Genomic DNA, 19066 nt, shown 5'->3' with positions numbered 1-19066 from the left:
TTGCGTCGCGTCCGCGGGCCATGACGATACGTCCGATGCGGGGTCGGTTGTGGCGGGCGTCGAACGTGTACCAGCGCGGTCCTTCGGGGCCTTCGAGGAAGACCTCGAACCATGCGGAGAAGTCCATCGGCGCCGGGTCCTTGGGCACGCCGATGTCGCCGAGATAGCCGGTGGCGTAGCGGGCCGGGATGTTCATGCACCGGCACAGGGTAATCGCCAGGTGGGCGAAGTCCCGGCAGACGCCCTCGCGCTGCATGAAGCCGTCATGGGCGGTGCGGGTGGCGTCGGCGCGCTGGTAGTCGAAGCGCAGGCGCTCGTGGGTATAGTCGACGATCGCCTGGACACGGGCCCAGCCCTCCGGGGTGGTGCCGAACAGCGACCAGGCGGTCTGCGACAGCTTGTCGGTGTCGCAGTAGCGCGAGCCGAGCAGGAACATCAGCACGTCGTCCGGAAGATCCTGCACCGGGATCTGACGCGCCTCCGGCGCCACCGTGTCGGCCAGCCCGGTATCGGCGATCGTGAAATCCGCCGCCATGGTGATGCGGCCGCCGGGCGCCATGATGCGGGTGGACACGTTGCCGAAGGCATCGACATGCTGCTGCGCCGGCACTGGCGGATCGAAGGTGATCACCTCCGGGGTGATCAGATCGCCGTGGCGCTCCGGGCGGACGTTCAGGAGCAGGTGCATCGGCGTCGGGCCGGTCGTGTCGAAGCTGATCGTGAAGCCGGTGCGAATATGCATTGCGAAGGACCGTATCGGGCGTCGGCACGAGGCCACGCGGAGCGTCATGAACAGTAGAAGGCTCTTCAAGACTTGGAAGGGACACGGGTTCCCTCGGCCGATGCTGTTTCGCGCGTCACGCTGCCCAGATGTTCGGCGTCCGCACGACGATGACCGACACAAACTCGGACATCCCCGAGGCTGCACCCCCGCAGGGGCGCGAGGCTGCTCCGACATGGCGCCATGTTGCATCGCACAGGGCAGCCTCGTATCCCTCAGGGCTCTCCCTCCGGTCGACGGTCCTCCGGCCGCCGCGACCCTCTGCCAGACGATCGATCCCGATGACGCCCGACAAGCTCTCCCTGCCCAAGGACAAGATCCGGGTCCTGTTGCTCGAAGGCATCAACGACAGCGCCGTCGCGCTGATGCGGGCGGCCGGGTACACCAATCTGACCCGGTTGCCGAAGGCGCTCGATCGCGAGGCGCTGCACGAGGCGCTTCAGGGCGTGCACATGGTTGGCATCCGCTCGCGCACGCAGCTCGACGCGAAGGCGTTCGCGGCGGCGGATCGATTGCTGGCGGTGGGCTGCTTCTCGGTCGGCACGAACCAAGTGGATCTCGAGGCGGCGCGCCACCGGGGTATCCCGGTCTTCAACGCACCCTTCTCGAACACCCGCTCGGTCGCCGAGCTGACGATCGGCGAGATCGTGATGCTGCTGCGGCGGATCGTGCCGCGCTCGGTTGGCGCCCATGCCGGCCGCTGGGACAAGTCTGCGTTGGGCTCCCTGGAGGTCCGCGGCAAGACCCTCGGGATCGTGGGGTACGGCAATATCGGAACCCAGCTCTCGACGCTCGCCGAGGCCATGGGCATGCGGGTGCTGTTCTACGACCACACCGACAAGCTGCGCCACGGCAACACCGAACCCACCGAGACGCTTCACGATCTTCTGGCACAGAGCGACGTGGTTTCGCTGCACGTGCCGGAGACAGAGACCACCGCCAACATGATCGGCGAGGCGGAGATCCGGGCGATGAAGCCAGGGGCTTTCCTGATCAACAACGCCCGGGGGACGGTCGTCGACCTCGATGCCCTCGCGCGGGCCCTGCGCGACGGCCACCTCAAGGGCGCGGCCATCGATGTCTTCCCAGTGGAGCCGGGCTCCAATGCCGAGCCGTTCGTGAGCCCGCTGCAGGGTATCGAGAACGTGATCCTGACCCCCCATATCGGCGGCTCGACCGAGGAGGCTCAGGAGCGCATCGGCTCCGAGGTTGCCCGTAAGCTCGTGGATTATTCGGACATCGGTTCGACGGTCGGCGCGGTGAACTTTCCGCAGGTGCAGCTCCCCGCCCGGCCGACCGGCACGCGCTTCATCCATGTCCAGCGTAACCTGCCCGGTATGCTCGGCCGGCTGAACGACGTGTTCTCTCGCGGCCACGTCAATATCGCGGCACAGTTCTACCAGACGGATGGCGAGGTCGGTTACGTGGTCCTCGAAACGGACGCGACGGATGCCGATGCCGAGGTGCTGCTCGGCGAGATCCGTGCTATTCCGGGGACGATCCGCGCGCGGCTGCTCTACGAGCGGCGCTGACGCGGTTTTCCACCGCCCTCGAGAATATCGGCCGTGTGCCGGTGAACACTCCACGCGCTGCGGCGTTCGTCTTGCGCGGTCATGTGGACCGCTGTTCAAGTGTCAAGCGGCCGATACGAGTCTAACGGTCGAACGGCGGAGGATCTGCGGTGACGAAGCGTGTTTGGTGCGTCTGGGCCGGCCTCGTTCTCGGCGTTGCCGGGCCGATCTCGGTCCCCGCCCCCACCTCTGCGGATTGCCTGCGTCGGGTCTACAACCGTTCGAACCTCGTCCTCGTGGCACGCCAGGACGGCGGGCCGCCCACCATGCTGCTCCCGGGCCAATCCGTCAGGGTGCGGTTGTCGCGGCCGGGCCAGATCGACCTCTCGGCCTATTGTGGCATCCCGCGGGCCGGGGGAGTTCCCGTGGAGCAGAGGACCTTCGACTACGAGGCCGTCCTCGACCGCTGCTTCGTGCGGTTCGGCGGCGACCTGTTCGTTCCCCAACTCGGGCGCGGCTTCATCGGTCTGCAGGAGACGGCGCCGTTCACCGTCAACAATCCCCAGCAGGGCGACATCATCCTCGGGCCGGTGGCTCAGCCCGCCTGCGGCGCACCCCAGACCATCCTGAACCGTCGCGGCTGAGCGGTCCCGAACCGTTCCTGGAGCGACCGTTACAGGTAGTGACGGAACACGACGCGCCCATCCTCGACCGCGCTGGGTGACGGGGGTGTCGCTGGCCCGATGAGCGGGCTGACGAGGCGCAGGCCGATCAAGCCGAGGGCTGCGAGCGCCGGGGCGATGAAGCGGAACGGGCGAGCGAGCATGAGCGCCTCCGTGGCGTGCTCGTGGACTCGGGATATCCCCTGCTTGCAGCCCAGGCGCGCTTGGGGAACATCGCACGCCGTCCCGAAACCGTTGGTGCAGAAACGCACATCGTTCACCCGGCTGACCGGTCGGACGCGGCGGCGAGTAAATTCCATCGTGTTCGCGTTACGGTCAATCGTTTGCGTCCGTGCGATCGCTGGCAAGTCTGGCAATCCCCTCCTATGGTGCTAGGCCTGGGAGGCGCCGGCAGCGCATGACATGCGTCGCGGCAATGCTTCCGCGAGGGAACCGACTGCGTGAACGAGGACGCGCGTATGCTGAGTCAGACGGGTAGCTCGATCCTCCGGGGCGATCTTGGAGTCGAGGAGACGATCGAATCCGATAATATCGTCCGCTGGGACGGCGAACGGCTCTACGTCGAGCAGGACGTGTATCACAACGGTCAGCTCGTTCATCGCAAATACCGCCGCACCGTAACAGAGCCCGTGGCCCGAACCCTATGGGCGATCATCAACCGCGCGAAGCAGTGAATCCCGGATAAGCCGGTCTAATCCGGACGCGACAGCCGCACCCCGGAAGCGTTTGGGGGCGGCGACCGGCTGGCTAAGCCCGGCATGTCGATCACCGAATCTACGCCAAGCCCGACGCAGCTTGTGCCGATCAACGCCAGCGCGGCGCCACTTCCTGTACTTATTTCAACGCTTCTTGATAGATTAAAAATTTGTATCATTTCAAACAACTGAAGTGCATTATATCGATAAGCTAATAAACCATTTTTCTTGCTGCGATGGCAGATCGAGTTGAGCGATCTATATTGCCTTCATGATCCGTGCTGAACCAGCAACCAGAGATGTGTGCTTTGGTCCGCCTCGTGATAAGGCTTACAGGAATCTCTCACTCAAGCTCATGAGGCTTGAAGTACGACTATGGCGGCCTGTATGCTTGCGAAATTGTTGCTCAATCGCTGGTCTATAATAGTCTTCAACGTGATTATAGGATTGCCCCTCACGTTGGCTTTGATCGAGATTGTCTCACTTCTCTGGTTTTCTGGATATCAGGACCATAGTTCAATCCACGAAGCTGGGCATCTCACGGAGGGGATGGGGGTTGTTCTGATCGGCTGGGGCGTGGTGCTGGAAGAGCGTCACGGCGTGGCCGATCTCCTTGGGGGAGCGCCGCGCGCCAACCCCGCCTACGAAGCAGCGATCGACAGTCTCTGCCACCAAGCTGGCCTGTCATTGCTGGTTCTCGGCCTCATTGCCGAGATCTTCGTCCAATGCGTGGAGATTCCCGACCACATCATCAACACGGATGGGATCGAGCGCGTGGTCCTAACGGGAGGCGATGCATTCCTCGCGCTGGGGCTCGTAACGCTGGTGTTACTCTCCGGAAGGCTCGCACGGTTTCGTCGATCCGGGCTGGAAGATAGCCCTGTGGCGATACCCGAGGTTCGGCTGCATTGAGCGGATTACCGTCGGGCCGACGGCGCAGGTCCTGCCCGGGACCAGCAGGCAGCGACGCAACGTCCGGCGGCCTCGGCGATCACCGGCCCTGAAAGCTGCGGATGGCCGGGTGATCGGGCGGTTCGAAGGCTGCGGCGGCGGTTACGCGGCGACCGCGGTGGGTGTTTCGACGAGGCTGAGTTGGGGTGGCGCCAAGGCGTCGAGACGCTCATGCGCCGTGTCGAACGCGGTGCGGATCGTGGCGGTCGCATCCTCGACGGCGACCAGAACCGCAAGCTTCTGGGCGCTGGCGCGATCGGCGATGCTGCGCGCCGCCGAGACCAGGCATTGCTCCAGACGCGTCAATTCAGCTTCCGCATCCTGTCCAGCTTCCTGGGTAGCGTATGCAAGGCGGTCGAGGACGGCTTGGAGGGCATGGCGCAAGACAAGCGTCCGCACACGCTCCTGAAGGAGCGCCCGTTCATCGATCTTCATCGGAATCAATCCGCGTTCGGGGACACGGTTAAGCTCTCATACTTCCTCGGGTCACGCAGCCACCTTTTTGCAACAGCGAAATCCAGTTTCACGTCCGAGCGAATCTGAGTTGGCAATGTGATCGAATCGACATCCGGTGCAGCGTGCGGCGCTCAGTATGGCGTTCCACGCTGGCGCCGTTCGCGGAGCGCGTCCGCGTACCACGCCAGTTCGTCGAGAAACCGCTTCGTGGAGGTCTCGAGCCACGGCTCGATCGCGGCACCCTCGGCGGTGATGACCTTTTGCAGGCGGGGGATGGGGAGGAGCGACGGTATGCTCGGCATACCCAGCTCGGCGAGCATGGCCCGCAGCGGCATCGCGGCACGCACACCGCCGAACTGGCCGGCCGAATAGCAGCAGATTGCCGATGGCCGCCAGTAATACTCTTCCAGGAAGTGATCGAGGGTGTTCGACAGGGCCGGAGGGACGCCGTGATTGTACTCGGCCGAGACCACCAGGAACGCGTCGGAGCGCCGGTAGAGTTCGGCAAGCCGCTGCAGGGGCTCTGGAGCCGTGCCGGCGGGATATTCCTTGAACATCCGATCGAGCAGCGGAAGGCGCAGCTCGGCCGGGTCGACCAGGGGGGCCGTATGACCGCGCGCCTCCAGCTGCGCCGTTAGGAAGCGCGCGGCCCGGATACCGATGCGGTCGCTCCGGACGCTGCCGAGGATCACGGGTACGGTGAGGGACATGACGGCCTCCGATCCCGCCGATCATGCCAGAGCACACCGCTCCGCTCCAGATGGCGCCTGCCAGCGGCTGGCTCAGGCCTTGGTGGAGGTCGTCAGCGCTGCGGCCGCGATGCCGAGAGGACCGCCCGTCGCGTAGGCTGCGACCGCCTTCGTCACCTGCTGGAAGAGGGATTGCAGGCCGTCCCCACGATCGCTCCCGGCGGCGCTTCCGACCGTCGTGGTGCTAGAGGCCGACGTCGCGTCCGTCGTGGTGGCGGATTGCCCGACCTGCGCGTTGCTGCTGGCATCCGATTCCGGCGGGCGGGCGTGGTGTCCATGATGGTGATGGACGGGCGCCGCGCCGGTCGTGGCCTGGCTGGCACTTCCAGGTGCGTCCATCCCGTTGGACGCATCGTCCGAGTCGGTGCCGGACGTGACTCCGGTCTGCAGACCCATCTGGCTGAAATCGGACTGCAACTGAAGGAGCGACGCCATCAGGTCGCTGGACATGGCCGGCGTCGAGGCTGTGCCGGTCGTTTGCGTGGAACTGCTCGTCCCTTGCGTGGCGCCTGTGTCCTGGCTCGATGTGGCGAAGGCGCTCGCATCGATCGACTGCGCGCTGGCGGCGCGTGCCTGGCGCAGGGCGCTGACGAGGTCCTGCCTAAGAGATGTCCCCGATACTGCGTTCACCGACATGACAAGACCTCGCGTCGTTCCTGCATCTGGGGCAGGCATGACGCGTTCCAGAAATTCGCCTTTGTTTTCAAGCCCTCGTCCGCCTGCGCAGTCGGCAGGATCGGCCACGCGGCAAGTTCTGCCGCCCCGGACGACCAAGATGCCGGATCGATGGTCCTCGCGTGGGCGAAGAAGGCCGGCAGGTCGGTCGCATTCAGCAGCACGCAGAGAAGGAACAGGAAGCCAAGTCCCTCTGTCACCACCTGAGCGCGTGCCGGCCTTCCGGATGACGATGCAGCCGAGGGTGAACACAAAGGCCATCACCGCGGGCAGGCCCAGGTTCGACGCCATCATCGATCAGACCTCCCCGGGCGCGGCGTCCATCCACGACCAGTCACCGGAGGCACCACCATCGCGGCCGTCCGACGGGACGCGTGGAGGACGGCGATGCATCCCGGTGGCGCGCGGTGCTTGAGGGCATCGGTGTCAGCGTTCCCACGCCGTGACCGGGATCTCCCGGTCGCTCAGGGCGATCAAAGCGAGTTCGCCGAGCCCGAGGGCTGCGAGCAGCATTCGGTCCTCGGGGGGGCTCGTCCTGCAACAGTGCGGCCGCACCGACAAAGCTGAGGGCACCCACGGCGTCGCTGGCGAGATGCGAGCGCATCGATAGGGTGGGCACGAGGCCGCCCTCGTAGCGCGTCAGAACCGTGTGGGCGAAATGCCAGATCGGGCCGGCCAGCCTGATTCGGCGGGTGGCGGGGCCACGCCTCCGCGAGAGCGCTGCGATCAGGGCGGGGAACACGGCGTCGGTGACGGCGTGAACGCGGCTTGGGATCATCCGGGTGGCCTTCGCGTCGTGGGTTTCAGGGGGCCTGCGGCGGGGTGCCGGTATTGGCGATGGGATGCAGGTTCTCCGGCGGTGTCTCCGGCTCCGTTGCCTCCACGGAGGCATCGCTGCCGCCGCTCACGGAATCGAGGCGCTGATAGCCCGGGGCGTTGCGCGTCGGTCTCGACAACTAATTCGGGTTCGTTGCGCGCTGGTGCTGCCATTCGGCAGCGCAACCGACATTCTGGGTCTCATCCTGGCCGATGCGGTCGGCACAGGCGTCGACATCGCGGAGACTCGGGCGTTCGGCGCGCGGACAATCGTCTGGGTTCTGGGGCAAGGCTGCTCGCGCGTTCCGTTCGCGAGGCTCGATTGGAGGATCGGCGTTAGAGGATCGGCTTGCCTCCGGTCGCCGCCATGCTGGCGCCGGAAACGTAGCTCGTTTCCGCGCTCGCCCGCAGGACGTGGTTGCTGGCGTCGGTTCGACTTGCACAACCCAGCACTCACGACATTGTTTGGCTTGCCGCGCCGTCGTTCCAGACACAGCGGGCGGAACATGGACGTCCGCGAAGGACCTTCACGGTTAGCCACGGGGGTCGCGCAGTATTGCCGAGCTCGTCACGCACAAGCTTTGGCGGATGATTGAAGCAATGTGCTGGGTAGGTTTCACCCGGAACGATGCCGCCAGCGCGTGGTTTGTCTATCATCGGCAAAGACGGGGATCCCATGACCACCAAGCCACCACCCGTTCCTCCGGCCAACCGCTCCGACAAGGGGCCTGGGAGCGCGACCGAGGCGCCGCTCTCGCAAGGCCGCGCCGGCTCGCAGACCAAGGATCCCGACAAGGTCGGACAGGCTGGGAACTCCAAGGTGAACACCACCAATCAGGGCTATCAGCAGGATCGCTGACGGCCGTCCTCGCGGTGGCCGCAGGCCTCGGCGCGCGGGTATCCACAGTTCCGCATCGGAGGGTGAACATGGCGAATGCAAGTCGGCACAAGGTCGGTCCGGGCGCTCAGGGCAAGGGCTCGGGAACCGGTGCCATGTCGGAGCTGCCGGAGGGCGTGCTGCCGGAGAACATGGTTCTGAGCAATCGCGACAAGTCACGCCACAGCGACGAGCGCGGGCTCGACAGCAAGAACGTCCAGACCGAGCAATACCAAGACCACGCCGGCAATCGGCAAGTCATGGCCGAGACTGCCCCTGGGGCCGGCGGCAACACCAGTGGTCTCGCGAACCCCATGACGGACGAGTCCCGCGACCAGAGCAGCCTCGAGAAGCCGCAGCGCGCGTAAGCGGGCCGCGATCGTCCGCGAGCGCCGGGGTCGGACTCCCCGGGCTCGCGGCCATGCTTCGGCACCCGCGTGGACCTGCCGCGAACAAGAGGTCGATCACGGTCGAGTCCGGCCTGCTCGTCCCCCCGGCTGTAGCGCCTCGTCCGTCTGCCGACGCATCGAACCCCCCCGGTTGCGTCCCCGGCGCCGTACGGGTCGCCCACGTGGAGGCTTCCACGGAAAGGGCACACGATCACGAGGGCGCGTGATCACAATGGCTTACGAGCCTTTGCGCACCTTCGGGTGAGACCCGGCGTTGCGCGTTGCCGCCCGCGCTCGGCGTGCGACCAGACGGCACTTGGCGTGACAAGGCAGACGCGGCGCAGATGCTCCTGCGGATCGGCCGCGAGGCCGATGCGGGGCCATATCCTGCGGTGGTGCCGCGGTGAGCGACCTTAGGAGCGGTCGTACGGGTCCTGGCGCAGCATCGGCGCTTCCTACCGGACATCAAGGCTCGCCGACCATGACCGACGATACAGCCTGAGACCCGGCAGACCCGAGCAATCGGTGGCCGGTCGCACCATGCCGTGATCACGGAATCGTCGACGCTCTGCCGCCCGGTGTGAAAGCCGGTGCGTACCGCACCGATGCGGAGGGTGCGATGGGAGCCGAGTTCAACGCATGGGCTAATCAGACCGCGGTCAGCCGCGCGTGCGATTCCCGCGCGCGGTCCCAATGGGAAAAGGCTCGTCGAGCCTATTTCCGAATGCTGGAACGCCAATAACCATCCGGCACCGCAACACCCGGCGTAGGAAGAGGCGCCGAATGCTCAGCGCGATCAAGATGTTGGAAAGTGGATGGCTCCCCGAGCAGGACTCGAACCTGCGACAAGGCGATTAACAGTCGCCTGCTCTACCAACTGAGCTATCGGGGATCACGAGCGGGTCTCTACACACCCAAGGCGGCCGACGCAAGGGCTTTTGCGGCGGTCCGTGCGTGAAGGGCCGGATCCACCGTCACAAAACGGCCGCGGCCTGTGCCTGGCGGATCGAGCGCGACTCTTCGGCAACACAGGGTACGGAGAACGGCCATCGGCTGGGCGACGTCCCAAGTGCAAGTTCATCCGTACGTCACGGCGCAGCCCTATGCGGCCCGTTGTGCCGGATCGACCGGATGAACCCCAGCCGATATGCCGACCCATCGTTGCCTTGACCCTCAGGATCCCTATGCCGAACGGGAAGTCTGCGTGGTGTTCTCGTGGCTGGCCGACAGTCCGCACCTGATCGCGGCCCTCGACGAGCAGGCGGCCGACATCCTTCCCGATCTGATCGAGGCGCAATGCGACGACCTGCGGCGGGAGATCGGCGCTGCGCGGTCGCGTCCCGGTCTGAACCAGAGATCCCTGCCCGGAGGACCCCGCGACCGTGAGCCCGAACGCGCTGCCGAGGCGGCCCTCACCCGCGTTCGGGTCAATCCGCTTCCCGTACCAGTTGCGATCGACGCCAACGCTGAAGATTGTAGTGTCGATCCGACGGTAGCCCGAATTGCAAATCAGGATCGGAAGACTAGAAGACTTTTAGGATAAGACTAGAAATTATTTGAGCCGTTATCAGTGATTGAACGAGCTCATATTTTCGCGAATTTGCCGGCTATATTTAACTGCGTCAAATTTTCAGCTGATGTATGACCGCGTTGTCCTAACTTCCAGCGAAAGCAGCGTCGCCTCGATGCGCATCTCACTTGGTCTCAAGCTCGCGGCGGTGGTCAGCCTCCTCGCCCTCGTCGCCATCGGTATCGCGGTCTTCGCCCTGCGCCAGTCCAACTGGGAGCAGGAGCGCGCGGCGGCCACGGACAAGATCTGGAATGCCGGATTGCAGGCCGGTGCACTCGGACAGGCGATCGAGCATGCTGTGGTCCAGGCAACGACGCTATTCACGTCGGAGGATGTGACGGTGGCCCGGTCGCGCCTGGCCGCGCTGCATGAGGCCCTGGCCACCGTCGAGCAGGTGCGCGTGCCGTTCCTCGTGGCGATGGAGGAACAGCTGCCCGAGGACCGGCGGCGGCGGTTCGATCTCTTCGTGAAAGAGTTCATCGCCTACCAGAACGATACGGCCGAACTCGGCCTCACGGTTTCCCCCAAGGCGGCCCTGATTCAGGCCACCGACGAGGCGACGGTAAAGAACCGGGAGCAGATGGTCGCGGAGATTGCGGCGTTGGGGCGTGAGGTGCTGGATCGCCTGAACACCCGCCGCGCCGAGGATGCCGCCGGCCGCAGGCTCGTCCGCATAACGCTCATCACGGTGCCGGCCGCGGCCATCGCCCTGGGCTTGCTCGCCGCGATTTGGATCATCGTTACCCAGGTCCGCCAGCCGCTGCACCGGCTGAAGGCCAGCATGACGACGCTCGCCGCCAACGATCTCGGGCGCCCGATCCCGTTCACGCATCGCCGCGACGAGATCGGCGAGATGGCCGGGGCTATCGCGGCCTTCCAGAAGGCGCTGATCGAGAAGCGCGACCTCGACGCGGAGGCGCAGGCCCGGGGCGACCGCGACCGCACCCGCGCCGAGAAGCTGGCGGCGGCGACGCAGGATTTCGAGGTCGAAACGCGCCGCGCCGTCGCCGACCTCGCGGGATCGGCCGACGCCATGCAGGCGGCGGCCGATACACTCTCGGGCAATGCCGGCGCCATGTCGGCCGAGGCGACCGTCGTGGCCGAGACCTCCAGTCAGACCGCTGGGATCGTCGACAGCATCGCCGGCGCCGCCGAGGAACTATCGGCCTCGGCCCGCGAGATCGAGGCGCGGGTCCGTCACACCAGCGAGATCGCGTCCACGGCCCTTACCGACACGCGGGGCCTGGAACAGACCGTCCGCTCGCTCTCGCAAGCCGCCGAGGAGATCGGCGCGGTCGTGACATTGATCCGCGACGTCGCCGAGCAGACGAACCTGCTGGCGCTCAATGCAACCATCGAGGCGGCCCGCGCCGGCGCGGCGGGGCGCGGCTTCGCCGTGGTGGCCGCGGAGGTCAAGGCCCTCGCTGGCCAGACCGCCCTCGCGACCGACCGCATCACCGGACAGGTGGGGTCGATCCAGAGCGCTGCCGACCGGACAGTCGATGCCATCACGGCGATCGGCGAGACGATTCGGCGCATGAGCCTGATCGCCTCCGAGGTTGCAGAGGCGACCGATCAGCAGGGGAGTGCCAGCCAGGAGATCGCCCGCGCCATTTCCAGCGCCGCCGCGGATGCCCGCAAGGTTTCCGAGAGCGTCGCAGGTGTACGGGCGGCGGCCGCTTCCAACGAGGTCCAGTCCGGTCAAGTCAGAAGCTCGGCTGCCCGGGTGAATACCGGAACGCACAGCCTGCAATTGGCGATCGAGACCTACATGCATCAAGTCCGCGGCGCCTAGTGCATTCCGTCGAAGCAGAGCTGGTTCAGCGGAACGCGCGTCTTGAAGTGAGCGCGGCAAGACAAGGACCGAGGGCCATCGCCGGTCACCAGACGATCGGGCGCGCCTCTCGGTCAGCAGCGCAGCCCGCTTCGGTGCGAGCCGTAACAGCGAAGGTAAAGGATGGAGGCCTCGCCCGGAATCGAACCGGGGTGCAAGGATTTGCAGTCCTCTGCGTAACCACTCCGCCACGAGGCCATCCTGACGGCACGAAGGCGCCGTACGGAGCTTGGCGGACAGCTCCGGGTGCGCGTCTCTAGCAGAGGTCGGCGGTCGCAGGCAACGGCTGTGACGCGGCCGATCCGCAGGTTCGTCTCAACACTGCCAGACCCGCGGCATCGGCAGGCCGCGATACCCGGTTAAGAACCGGGCAGCGAGCGCGCGCAGCGGACCGATCTCCGGTGCGAGGGCCCGCACCACGAGATGTCCGTTCCAGGCGCTCGCCGCCGCCTCGACCCCCGGCCGGCCGGCCGCCGCCAGCAGGGCGCGTGCCTCCTCCAGGCGAGACTCGGCCCCGTCCGAGACATCGAGGAGCGTCGCGAAGGCGCGGGCGCCGCCGCCGATCGCCGGGCGGGTCAGGAGGTCGCTGATCGGCCCTTCGAGGGCGACACTGTCGGCGTAGACGAGTCGCCCGGCCCGGCGTACGCGCCACGCATCCCTGAAGAGACCAGCCGAGATCCGCTCGCCGCGGGCGGCCCGGCCGAAGGCGACAATCTCCACGGCGAGCAATGAGGCGCCGGTGGCGAGATCCGCGTCGAAGGCGCGCCGTACCCGGGCTTGGTCGAAAAGGATCGTCTCCTGGGGCAGCCACGCGAGGTGTGCGCCTGCAGCGAGGGTCAGGCGGTTCTCGATTCGGCTCTCCGGCCCGTCCGAGCGGTAGATCTTCTCGGCCGCCGTCGTTGTGAACGCGAGGTCGGCGGCCGGCTCGAGTTCCAGCGCGATGGAGAAGGTGTCGCCGCAGGCCACGCCACCGGCGGTGTTCACCAGCACAGCCTCCAGGGCGCCCTCCCCCCGTGGGAACCGCAGGCGCGAGGGCCCAGCCTCCGAGAGGTCGAGGATCCGCGTCCCACCCCCGGTGCAGGCCGGCCCGGCGCGCAGGCGGACCCGGCCGACCGAACGTTGCCGCGCCGGCGCCGCGTGGAGGGCTCGGTCCGGCTCAACCGGGATGCTGCCGTGCATCACGTGCGCTCGGCCGCATCGCTCGGCACGGCCGCGATCGGCGCGGTCGGGCGATCGAGGATGCGGCGGCCGAACAGGCTCGCCGCCAGCTCGACCAGCACTCGGGCGCTGCGCCCGCGCTCGTCGAGGAAGGGGTTCAGCTCCACGATGTCGAGTGAGCGCACCAGACCGGAATCATGCAGCATCTCCATGATCAGATGGGCTTCCCGGAAGGTGGCGCCGCCCGGCACCGTCGTGCCGACCCCGGGGGCGATCGACGGGTCGAGGAAGTCGATGTCGAAGCTCACATGGAGATGCGCGCCTCGGGCCGCGACGCGCTCGAGGATCTGCCGCAATGGCGCGATGACGCCGAATTCGTCGATGGTGCGCATGTCGGTGACGCCGACGCGCCGAGCGGCGACGAGCGCGCGCTCCCCCGCATCGATGGAGCGCAGGCCGAACAGGTGGACGTCCGTGGGGGCCAGCGCGGGCGGAGCGGGTTCGGCGAACAGCTGCGGGAATCCCGCCTCGCCGCACAAAGCCGCCAGGGGCATGCCGTGGACGTTGCCGGAGGGCGAGGTCTCCGGCGTGTTGAAGTCGGCGTGGGCATCGAGCCAGAGCACGAAGAGCGGACGGCCTTGGCGGGCACAATGGCGCATGACGCCGTCGATCGATCCGAGCGAGAGGCTGTGATCCCCGCCCGCGGTCAGCGGCAACGCCCCTCCGTCGAGCACGCCCTCAACCACCCGAGACAGGGCCCGCGTCCAGGCCGCTACGGCGTCGAGGCCCCGCGCGCCGGCCGGGCCGTCCGGGACGACATCCCCGTGATCGACGACCGCATGTCCGAGGTCAGCGAGGGCGCGGCCGAGGCCGGCGGTGCGCAGGGCGGCGGGCCCCATCACGGCGCCGGGTTCGCTGGTCCCGACTTCGATCGGCGCACCGATCAGGGCGAGGCGGTATCCATCGCCAAGATTGGTCTCGCTGGTCATCCCGTCTCCGTCGATCGTCCGAACCTCGGCGCGTCCCCACCGCTCTAGCAGGGGCTGGGCCGCTGTTCGATGACGCGCCGCGAAATCGGGCATCCCCTCCCTGCGCCGGATGGGGTTTCTTGGCGGCGCAACCCACGCTGCTGCCGGCCGAGCTTCTATAAAGCAGAACAAGACGGATTTGCATCGAACCGCTTGCTGTTCACGTTTTTCGATCCCAAGACGATATCTATGGATATAAGCAAATCGTGTACACAGATACGTATATTAGTACGATACGATGAATGCTGAATGACCGCCGATTTGGTCATAAAAATTTCAGATCTTTCGTGCGAAAACTCGGAAAATCATGCCCGTGAAGGATCTGAGGCACCCGTGGTAATATTGTCTCGCTTGAGCGTGCGGCTTCCCGCGATGACGATCGGCTTGGCCCTGCTGAGCGCGATCGTGATGGGCGGCTTCAGCTGGTACACGGCAAGGTCTGGCTTGATCAGCGCCGCTCAGGACCGCCTGCAACTTGCGGCGGCGGCCCATCGGGACGGGATTGAGCTGGTCGCAGATCGGCTGGAGGCCGATTTTCAGGCGATCGCCGCCCATCCCCAGATCGTCTCCAATTTTCCCGATCTGACCGAGACCCTCGATCTCGCCAAGCCCGAGTCCGTGGCGCTCGTCGAGGCGTTCCGTGCGCCCCAGACGGTCGAGGCGCGGGTCGCCCTCGATGGCGGCGGCATGAACACGATGTACGCACGCCGGCACGTGAAGGTGCAGGATGTGGCGCGCAAGCTCGTCGCCAAGCCGGGCTATGCGGATCTGATCTTCGTCGATGAAGCCGGCCGGCTCGTCTACACGGCGACGAAGGGCGCCGATTTCGCCAAGACCGTGTCGGATCCCGATCTCGCGCGAACCGGGCTTGCCCGCCTCATCGAGCGGTTGAAGGCCGCCGAGCCTGACACCGTTCTTTTCGAGGATTTCGACACCTATCCGGTCGATGGCGTGCCGGCCGCCTTCATCGGGCGTGCCATGACCAAGCGCGCCAACGTCGCCATGGGGACCGCGCAGGCGGCGGAGCGGATCGGGGCCATCGTCATGCGGGTCACCCCGACCCTGTTCGATCAGACCCTGGCCAAGCGGAATGGACTCGGCGAGACGGGCCAGATCTTCGCGGCCGGTGCCGACAGCCTGTTGCGCAGCAACCCGCCGCTGAACCCCGAGGTCAAGGCTGGCAGCAGCCTCGGACCGCTGGGGATCGCCGCCGAACGGATCAAGGCGGGCGGCAATCTCGCCTTCGCGGCCCCCGATGGGCCCCACCTCGCCGCGGCCTCGGCGCTCACCGTACTGGGGGCGCCCTGGAGTGTGGTGGCGGAGCAGTCGGAGGCGGAAGCGATCGCGGCTGTGCGGACGCTGTCGAACACCCTGATCCTGACCAGCCTCTGCGTCCTGGCGGCGACGGCCGCGCTGGGCCTGCTTCTGGCGCGCTCGATCGTGGTACCGCTCGGGGCGCTCACCCGGGCGCTGAACGCGCTCGCCGACCGTCAGGCCCTCGCCGATGTGCCCGGCAGCAAGCGCCGGGACGAGATTGGCGATATCGCCCGCGCCGTGGTGACGATCCGCGACATGTCCCTCGAGGAGGCCGCGCAGCAGCTGCAGACCACGGAGGCGACGCGCCTGCGCGAAGAGCAGAGCCGGCGCGCCCTGCTGCAGGACCTCGCCGACGGTTTCGAGCGGTCGGTGGGCGGTATCGCCGAGGGGCTGACGGGGGCCGTGTCGGCGCTTCAGGATGCGTCCGGAACGATGCGAGCCGCCGTCGCCGGCACGTCCGAACGCTCGATCAGCGTCGCGGGTGCGGCCCGGCAGACCTCCGAAAACGTCAACGCCGTCGCGGCCGCCGCCGAGCAACTCGGCGCGACCGTGCTGGAGATCGGCCGACAGGTCGAGCAGGCGACCGGCCTGTCGGCCACAGCGGTCGGGGAGGCCCGGCGAGCCGAGCAGACCATGACCGATCTGACCGCGGCGGCCACGCGGATCGGCGACGTGGTCGGGTTGGTCTCGACCATCGCCGGACAGACGAACCTGCTGGCGCTCAACGCAACCATCGAGGCGGCGCGAGCCGGTGAGGCCGGCCGGGGTTTCGCGGTGGTCGCCGCAGAGGTCAAGGAACTCGCCGCCCAGACCAGCCGTGCCACCGAGGAGATCGGTCGGCAGGTTGCTTCGATCCAGATGGTCACCGGCGATGCCGTGGGCGCGATCCAGGTGGTCACATCGCAGATCGAGGCCATGAACGAGGTCTCGACCGGTATCGCCGCCGCCATCGATCAGCAGGGCGCGACCACCCAGAACATCGTCCGCAGCATGGGACAGGCCTCAACCGGCACCGGCATGATGACGGCGGATATCACCGAGGTTGCCCGCGTGGCGGACGATGCCGGCCAGGCCGCCGCCTCGGTGTCGGAGGCGTCGGATGCCCTGGCCGCCCGCGCGGTGCAACTCCGGGCCGAGGTCGCGCAGTTCCTGCAGAATATCCGGGCGGCTTGAACCGGACCAGTCGCGGGGCGGCCCTTCAGGCCGCCTCAGCGGGAGCCGGCGCAGCTTTCTTGGACCCGCGCCCCGCGAAAACCTGGGCCGCGAGGGGCAACTCGATCACAGCGTTAAGGCCGCCCGTGCGGCCGTGCTCGAGCATCAGACGGCCGTTATGCGCCTCGACGATCGCCTGTACGATCGAGAGGCCGAGGCCGAAGCCCCGGGCTTCGTTCAGGTTCCGGGCCCGGTCGCCGCGGACGAAGGGCTGCAGCATCGCCTCGCGCTCGACCTCCGGGATGCCAGGGCCGAAATCGAGCACGCAGACCTGGACCCCGCGCTCCGAGGATTCCATGTGGACCTCCGCCCGACCGCCGTATTTCACGGCGTTGTCCACGAGGTTCGTGATGGCCCGCTGCAATTCCTCCGGGCGGCCCTGCACGAGGACATGGCGGCTGCGGCCAACGCTGACCGGCGCGCCGATATCCGAGAAGTCGTCGCAGACCGTCTGCACCACCGAGGCGAGGTCGACGAGGGTGAAGCTGCTCGCGTCCCGGGCCTGACCGTCGCGCACGAAGGACAGGGCCGCCTCGACGAGGCCGTTCATCTGATCGAGGTCGCGCAAGGTCGCAGCGCGGGCGTTGTCGTCTTCGATGAACTCGGCGCGGAGGCGCAGTCGGGTGATGGGCGTGCGCAGATCGTGGCTGATCGCCGCGAGCATCTGCGTGCGGTCGTCGATCAGCCGGCGCACCCGCGACCGCATCCGGTCGAGCGCCCGGGACACGGCCAGGACCTCGCGGGGACCGGCCTCGGGAAGCGCCACATGATCGTCGCGGGTGCCGAACGCCTCCGCCGCGCCGGCGAGCCGCTTGAGTGGCGCCGTCAGCGCGCGGGTCGCCCAGACGCTGAGCAGCGCCAATGTCAATGCCAGGAATACGACCGTGAAGATCAGGGCGCCCTGCTTGGGCGGGCGCAGGGGGTCGTTCGGCAGCGTCGCCTGGAGCATCGCGCCGGACGATGTGACGATGCCGACATGCAGCCGGCCGTCCGAACGGTCCTGTTCGGTGTCGCCGGCGGACAGATCGGTGATCGTCACCGGATGGCCGGCGCCGTTCCGAAGGCGACGGATGACCGGCAGGTCCGGCATGGGCTCGGCGCCGGGCGGCGCCGTCCCGTCCCAGGCCTCGACGCGGATCAGGGGCAGGCTGCGTCCGCTGGCGAGCAGCGACGCCCGCGCCGGGGGATCGATGGCATCGAGGAGCCGCGTCAGATTGCCAAGCCGGCTCGCCGCCACGCCGGGCAGCGCGTCCGGGTTCTGGGATTCGTGCAGGAGCAGAAAGGCGGCAGTCGCCACCACGTGCGCCACCGCGATCCCGGCCACGACCAGGAGCGCGATCTGGCCCGCGATGGTCGCAGGCCGCATCCGGGCGCGGAGCCGGCGCAGCAGTCTCATGAGCGCGTCACTTCCGGGGTGAACAGGTATCCGCCCGAGCGGATCGTGCGGATGTATTCCGGATTGCGGGTGTCGCGCTCGATCTTCTGGCGAATGCGCGAGATCAGCACATCGATGCTGCGCTCAAACGGTCCGGCGGCGCGACCCTGGGTGAGGTCGAGGAGCTGGTCGCGCGACAGCACCCGCCCGGGGCGGAGGCAGAGGGCGTGCAGGAGGTCGAACTCCGCCCCGGTGATGGCAATGCGCGCGCCTTCGGGTGAGAGGACCTGCCGCAGGGAGACGTCGAGCGTCCAGCCGGCGAAATGAAGGCGCCGACGCTCATCCGTATCCGGCGCCTCGGCGGCGACCCGGCGCAGGATCGCCCGGATGCGCGCCAAAAGTTCACGCGGATTGAACGGCTTGGCCAGGTAATCGTCGGCACCGAGTTCCAGGCCGAGGATCCGATCGACATCCTCGGACTTCGCCGTGAGGATGAGGATCGGGATCTGTGATGTGCCGCGCAGGCGCCGGCACAGGCTCAGGCCGTCCTCGCCGGGGAGCATCAGATCGAGCACGATGAGGTCGATGCGCGATTCGGCGAGCGCGCGGTCCATGTCGTGGCCGTCGCCCGCCAGGGTCACGCGGCAATCGTTGCCGCGCAGATAGCGTGCGATCAGGGTCGAGATCTCCCGATCATCCTCGACGACGAGGATGTGCGGTGTCGTCTGCGTACTCATCGCGACGGAGTCTGTGTGGGAGTCAGCCTGCATCATGAGCCTATCATGCCCCGAACCCGCGATTATTCGAAGATGGTCGGCGGAACCAATTTGTAAGCCGGTGTTTCCAGCAGGCGGCGGTCCGGAAGCCCGGATCGAGCTGCTCCGGCCTGCGATGCCTCATGTCGGCGGTGCCGGACCCTGCGGCGAATCGTCGAGCCGGACTCCCCGCATGCAACGGCTTGGCTAACTCACGGCTCAGCGTTTGCCCGA

At 67.2% G+C, this 19066-nt stretch carries 19 protein-coding genes and 2 tRNA genes; 9 read left to right on the top strand and 12 right to left on the bottom strand.

The features are described 5' to 3' along the window. Window positions 1–742: transglutaminase-like domain-containing protein (locus tag BLQ49_RS24005; protein ID WP_091720727.1), on the bottom strand; the 742-nt coding region annotated here is incomplete at its 3' end. A gap of 320 nt (window positions 743–1062) precedes the next feature. Here BLQ49_RS24005 and serA point away from each other — a divergent pair. Together serA and BLQ49_RS23995 are read left to right on the top strand one after the other, a co-directional pair. Further along, on the top strand, window positions 1063–2313 hold the full coding sequence (gene serA, locus BLQ49_RS24000; RefSeq protein ID WP_091720724.1) for a phosphoglycerate dehydrogenase: 1251 nt from the start codon (window positions 1063–1065) through the stop codon (window positions 2311–2313). Between the two features lie 149 nt (window positions 2314–2462). After that, entirely contained in the window at window positions 2463–2936 is a 474-nt protein-coding gene (locus BLQ49_RS23995) for a hypothetical protein (RefSeq protein WP_091720721.1), read from the top strand. A gap of 29 nt (window positions 2937–2965) precedes the next feature. Here BLQ49_RS23995 and BLQ49_RS29860 read toward each other — a convergent pair whose 3' ends face one another. Next, on the bottom strand, window positions 2966–3118 hold the full coding sequence (locus tag BLQ49_RS29860) for a hypothetical protein (protein WP_167627775.1): 153 nt from the start codon (window positions 3116–3118) through the stop codon (window positions 2966–2968). 315 nt (window positions 3119–3433) lie between these two features. On the opposite strand from BLQ49_RS29860, the gene BLQ49_RS23990 reads away from it, so the two are divergent. Beyond that, window positions 3434–3649 (top strand): hypothetical protein, encoded by a 216-nt coding sequence (locus BLQ49_RS23990; RefSeq protein WP_091720756.1) that lies wholly within the window; start codon window positions 3434–3436, stop codon window positions 3647–3649. Window positions 3650–4129: 480 nt separating this feature from the next. Next, window positions 4130–4582, top strand: coding sequence for a hypothetical protein (locus BLQ49_RS23985; RefSeq protein WP_244507743.1), 453 nt, complete (start codon window positions 4130–4132; stop codon window positions 4580–4582). Window positions 4583–4723: 141 nt separating this feature from the next. On the opposite strand, the gene BLQ49_RS23980 is transcribed toward BLQ49_RS23985, so the two are convergent. The 4 genes from BLQ49_RS23980 to BLQ49_RS29855 all read right to left on the bottom strand — a co-directional run bounded on the left by BLQ49_RS23980 (window position 4724) and on the right by BLQ49_RS29855 (window position 7457). Continuing rightward, window positions 4724–5056: a hypothetical protein gene (locus BLQ49_RS23980; protein WP_091720718.1), complete on the bottom strand. Its 333-nt coding sequence runs from the start codon at window positions 5054–5056 to the stop codon at window positions 4724–4726. A gap of 152 nt (window positions 5057–5208) precedes the next feature. Further along, the gene (locus BLQ49_RS23975) at window positions 5209–5787 is read right to left on the bottom strand and encodes an NADPH-dependent FMN reductase (RefSeq protein WP_091720715.1); all 579 of its coding nucleotides are present in this window, start codon (window positions 5785–5787) and stop codon (window positions 5209–5211) included. 72 nt (window positions 5788–5859) lie between these two features. Beyond that, window positions 5860–6795, bottom strand: a complete 936-nt coding sequence (locus BLQ49_RS30450) for a hypothetical protein (RefSeq protein ID WP_244507742.1) — start codon at window positions 6793–6795, stop codon at window positions 5860–5862. A gap of 509 nt (window positions 6796–7304) precedes the next feature. Beyond that, a complete protein-coding gene (locus BLQ49_RS29855) occupies window positions 7305–7457 on the bottom strand; it encodes a hypothetical protein (RefSeq protein WP_167627774.1) in 153 nt (50 codons plus the stop codon). Between the two features lie 536 nt (window positions 7458–7993). Between BLQ49_RS29855 and BLQ49_RS23960 the strand changes: the two genes are divergently transcribed. Both BLQ49_RS23960 and BLQ49_RS23955 read left to right on the top strand, forming a co-directional pair. Beyond that, window positions 7994–8176, top strand: coding sequence for a hypothetical protein (locus tag BLQ49_RS23960; RefSeq protein ID WP_091720706.1), 183 nt, complete (start codon window positions 7994–7996; stop codon window positions 8174–8176). Window positions 8177–8244: 68 nt separating this feature from the next. Continuing rightward, window positions 8245–8562 (top strand): hypothetical protein, encoded by a 318-nt coding sequence (locus BLQ49_RS23955; RefSeq protein ID WP_091720704.1) that lies wholly within the window; start codon window positions 8245–8247, stop codon window positions 8560–8562. 837 nt (window positions 8563–9399) lie between these two features. Here the strand turns inward: BLQ49_RS23955 and BLQ49_RS23950 are convergent. Beyond that, window positions 9400–9475 (bottom strand) — tRNA-Asn (locus BLQ49_RS23950). Between the two features lie 255 nt (window positions 9476–9730). On the opposite strand from BLQ49_RS23950, the gene BLQ49_RS30445 reads away from it, so the two are divergent. Both BLQ49_RS30445 and BLQ49_RS23940 read left to right on the top strand, forming a co-directional pair. Beyond that, the gene (locus tag BLQ49_RS30445; protein ID WP_244507741.1) at window positions 9731–10126 is read left to right on the top strand and encodes a hypothetical protein; all 396 of its coding nucleotides are present in this window, start codon (window positions 9731–9733) and stop codon (window positions 10124–10126) included. A 142-nt stretch (window positions 10127–10268) separates the two neighbouring features. Beyond that, complete coding sequence (locus tag BLQ49_RS23940) at window positions 10269–11948, top strand: methyl-accepting chemotaxis protein (protein WP_091720701.1); 1680 nt, start codon at window positions 10269–10271, stop codon at window positions 11946–11948. Window positions 11949–12111: 163 nt separating this feature from the next. On the opposite strand, the gene BLQ49_RS23935 is transcribed toward BLQ49_RS23940, so the two are convergent. The 3 genes from BLQ49_RS23935 to rocF form a co-directional block, all read right to left on the bottom strand. Then, window positions 12112–12185: transfer RNA gene (locus tag BLQ49_RS23935), tRNA-Cys, on the bottom strand. 117 nt (window positions 12186–12302) lie between these two features. Continuing rightward, a complete protein-coding gene (locus tag BLQ49_RS23930) occupies window positions 12303–13166 on the bottom strand; it encodes an urease accessory protein UreD (RefSeq protein WP_091720698.1) in 864 nt (287 codons plus the stop codon). Next, window positions 13166–14134 (bottom strand): arginase, encoded by a 969-nt coding sequence (rocF, locus tag BLQ49_RS23925; protein WP_091720695.1) that lies wholly within the window; start codon window positions 14132–14134, stop codon window positions 13166–13168. The genes BLQ49_RS23930 and rocF overlap by 1 nt, the downstream gene beginning before the upstream one ends. A gap of 372 nt (window positions 14135–14506) precedes the next feature. On the opposite strand from rocF, the gene BLQ49_RS23920 reads away from it, so the two are divergent. After that, entirely contained in the window at window positions 14507–16663 is a 2157-nt protein-coding gene (locus BLQ49_RS23920) for a methyl-accepting chemotaxis protein (protein ID WP_091720692.1), read from the top strand. Between the two features lie 25 nt (window positions 16664–16688). On the opposite strand, the gene BLQ49_RS23915 is transcribed toward BLQ49_RS23920, so the two are convergent. Next, window positions 16689–18098 (bottom strand): ATP-binding protein, encoded by a 1410-nt coding sequence (locus tag BLQ49_RS23915; RefSeq protein ID WP_091720689.1) that lies wholly within the window; start codon window positions 18096–18098, stop codon window positions 16689–16691. Continuing rightward, on the bottom strand, window positions 18095–18850 hold the full coding sequence (locus BLQ49_RS23910; protein WP_208859109.1) for a response regulator: 756 nt from the start codon (window positions 18848–18850) through the stop codon (window positions 18095–18097). The genes BLQ49_RS23915 and BLQ49_RS23910 overlap by 4 nt, the downstream gene beginning before the upstream one ends. Between the last annotated feature and the right edge of the window lie 216 nt (window positions 18851–19066).

Source organism: Methylobacterium phyllostachyos, assembly GCF_900103445.1.
Lineage (GTDB): Bacteria > Pseudomonadota > Alphaproteobacteria > Rhizobiales > Beijerinckiaceae > Methylobacterium > Methylobacterium phyllostachyos.
Note: the sequence above shows the minus strand (reverse complement) of the source record. Positions and strands in the feature narration are given on the sequence as shown.

What these genes read in the sequence shown, in the direction of transcription:
- serA (WP_091720724.1), top strand. Translation starts at nt 1,063, where the DNA reads ATGACGCCCGACAAGCTCTCCCTGCCCAAGGACAAGATCCGGGTCCTG.
- BLQ49_RS29860 (WP_167627775.1), bottom strand. Translation starts at nt 3,118, where the DNA reads ATGCTCGCTCGCCCGTTCCGCTTCATCGCCCCGGCGCTCGCAGCCCTC.
- BLQ49_RS23990 (WP_091720756.1), top strand. Translation starts at nt 3,434, where the DNA reads ATGCTGAGTCAGACGGGTAGCTCGATCCTCCGGGGCGATCTTGGAGTC.
- BLQ49_RS23980 (WP_091720718.1), bottom strand. Translation starts at nt 5,056, where the DNA reads ATGAAGATCGATGAACGGGCGCTCCTTCAGGAGCGTGTGCGGACGCTT.
- BLQ49_RS23975 (WP_091720715.1), bottom strand. Translation starts at nt 5,787, where the DNA reads ATGTCCCTCACCGTACCCGTGATCCTCGGCAGCGTCCGGAGCGACCGC.
- BLQ49_RS30450 (WP_244507742.1), bottom strand. Translation starts at nt 6,795, where the DNA reads ATGATGGCGTCGAACCTGGGCCTGCCCGCGGTGATGGCCTTTGTGTTC.
- BLQ49_RS23960 (WP_091720706.1), top strand. Translation starts at nt 7,994, where the DNA reads ATGACCACCAAGCCACCACCCGTTCCTCCGGCCAACCGCTCCGACAAG.
- BLQ49_RS23955 (WP_091720704.1), top strand. Translation starts at nt 8,245, where the DNA reads ATGGCGAATGCAAGTCGGCACAAGGTCGGTCCGGGCGCTCAGGGCAAG.
- BLQ49_RS30445 (WP_244507741.1), top strand. Translation starts at nt 9,731, where the DNA reads ATGCCGACCCATCGTTGCCTTGACCCTCAGGATCCCTATGCCGAACGG.
- BLQ49_RS23940 (WP_091720701.1), top strand. Translation starts at nt 10,269, where the DNA reads ATGCGCATCTCACTTGGTCTCAAGCTCGCGGCGGTGGTCAGCCTCCTC.
- BLQ49_RS23930 (WP_091720698.1), bottom strand. Translation starts at nt 13,166, where the DNA reads ATGCACGGCAGCATCCCGGTTGAGCCGGACCGAGCCCTCCACGCGGCG.
- rocF (WP_091720695.1), bottom strand. Translation starts at nt 14,134, where the DNA reads ATGACCAGCGAGACCAATCTTGGCGATGGATACCGCCTCGCCCTGATC.
- BLQ49_RS23915 (WP_091720689.1), bottom strand. Translation starts at nt 18,098, where the DNA reads ATGAGACTGCTGCGCCGGCTCCGCGCCCGGATGCGGCCTGCGACCATC.
- BLQ49_RS23910 (WP_208859109.1), bottom strand. Translation starts at nt 18,850, where the DNA reads ATGATGCAGGCTGACTCCCACACAGACTCCGTCGCGATGAGTACGCAG.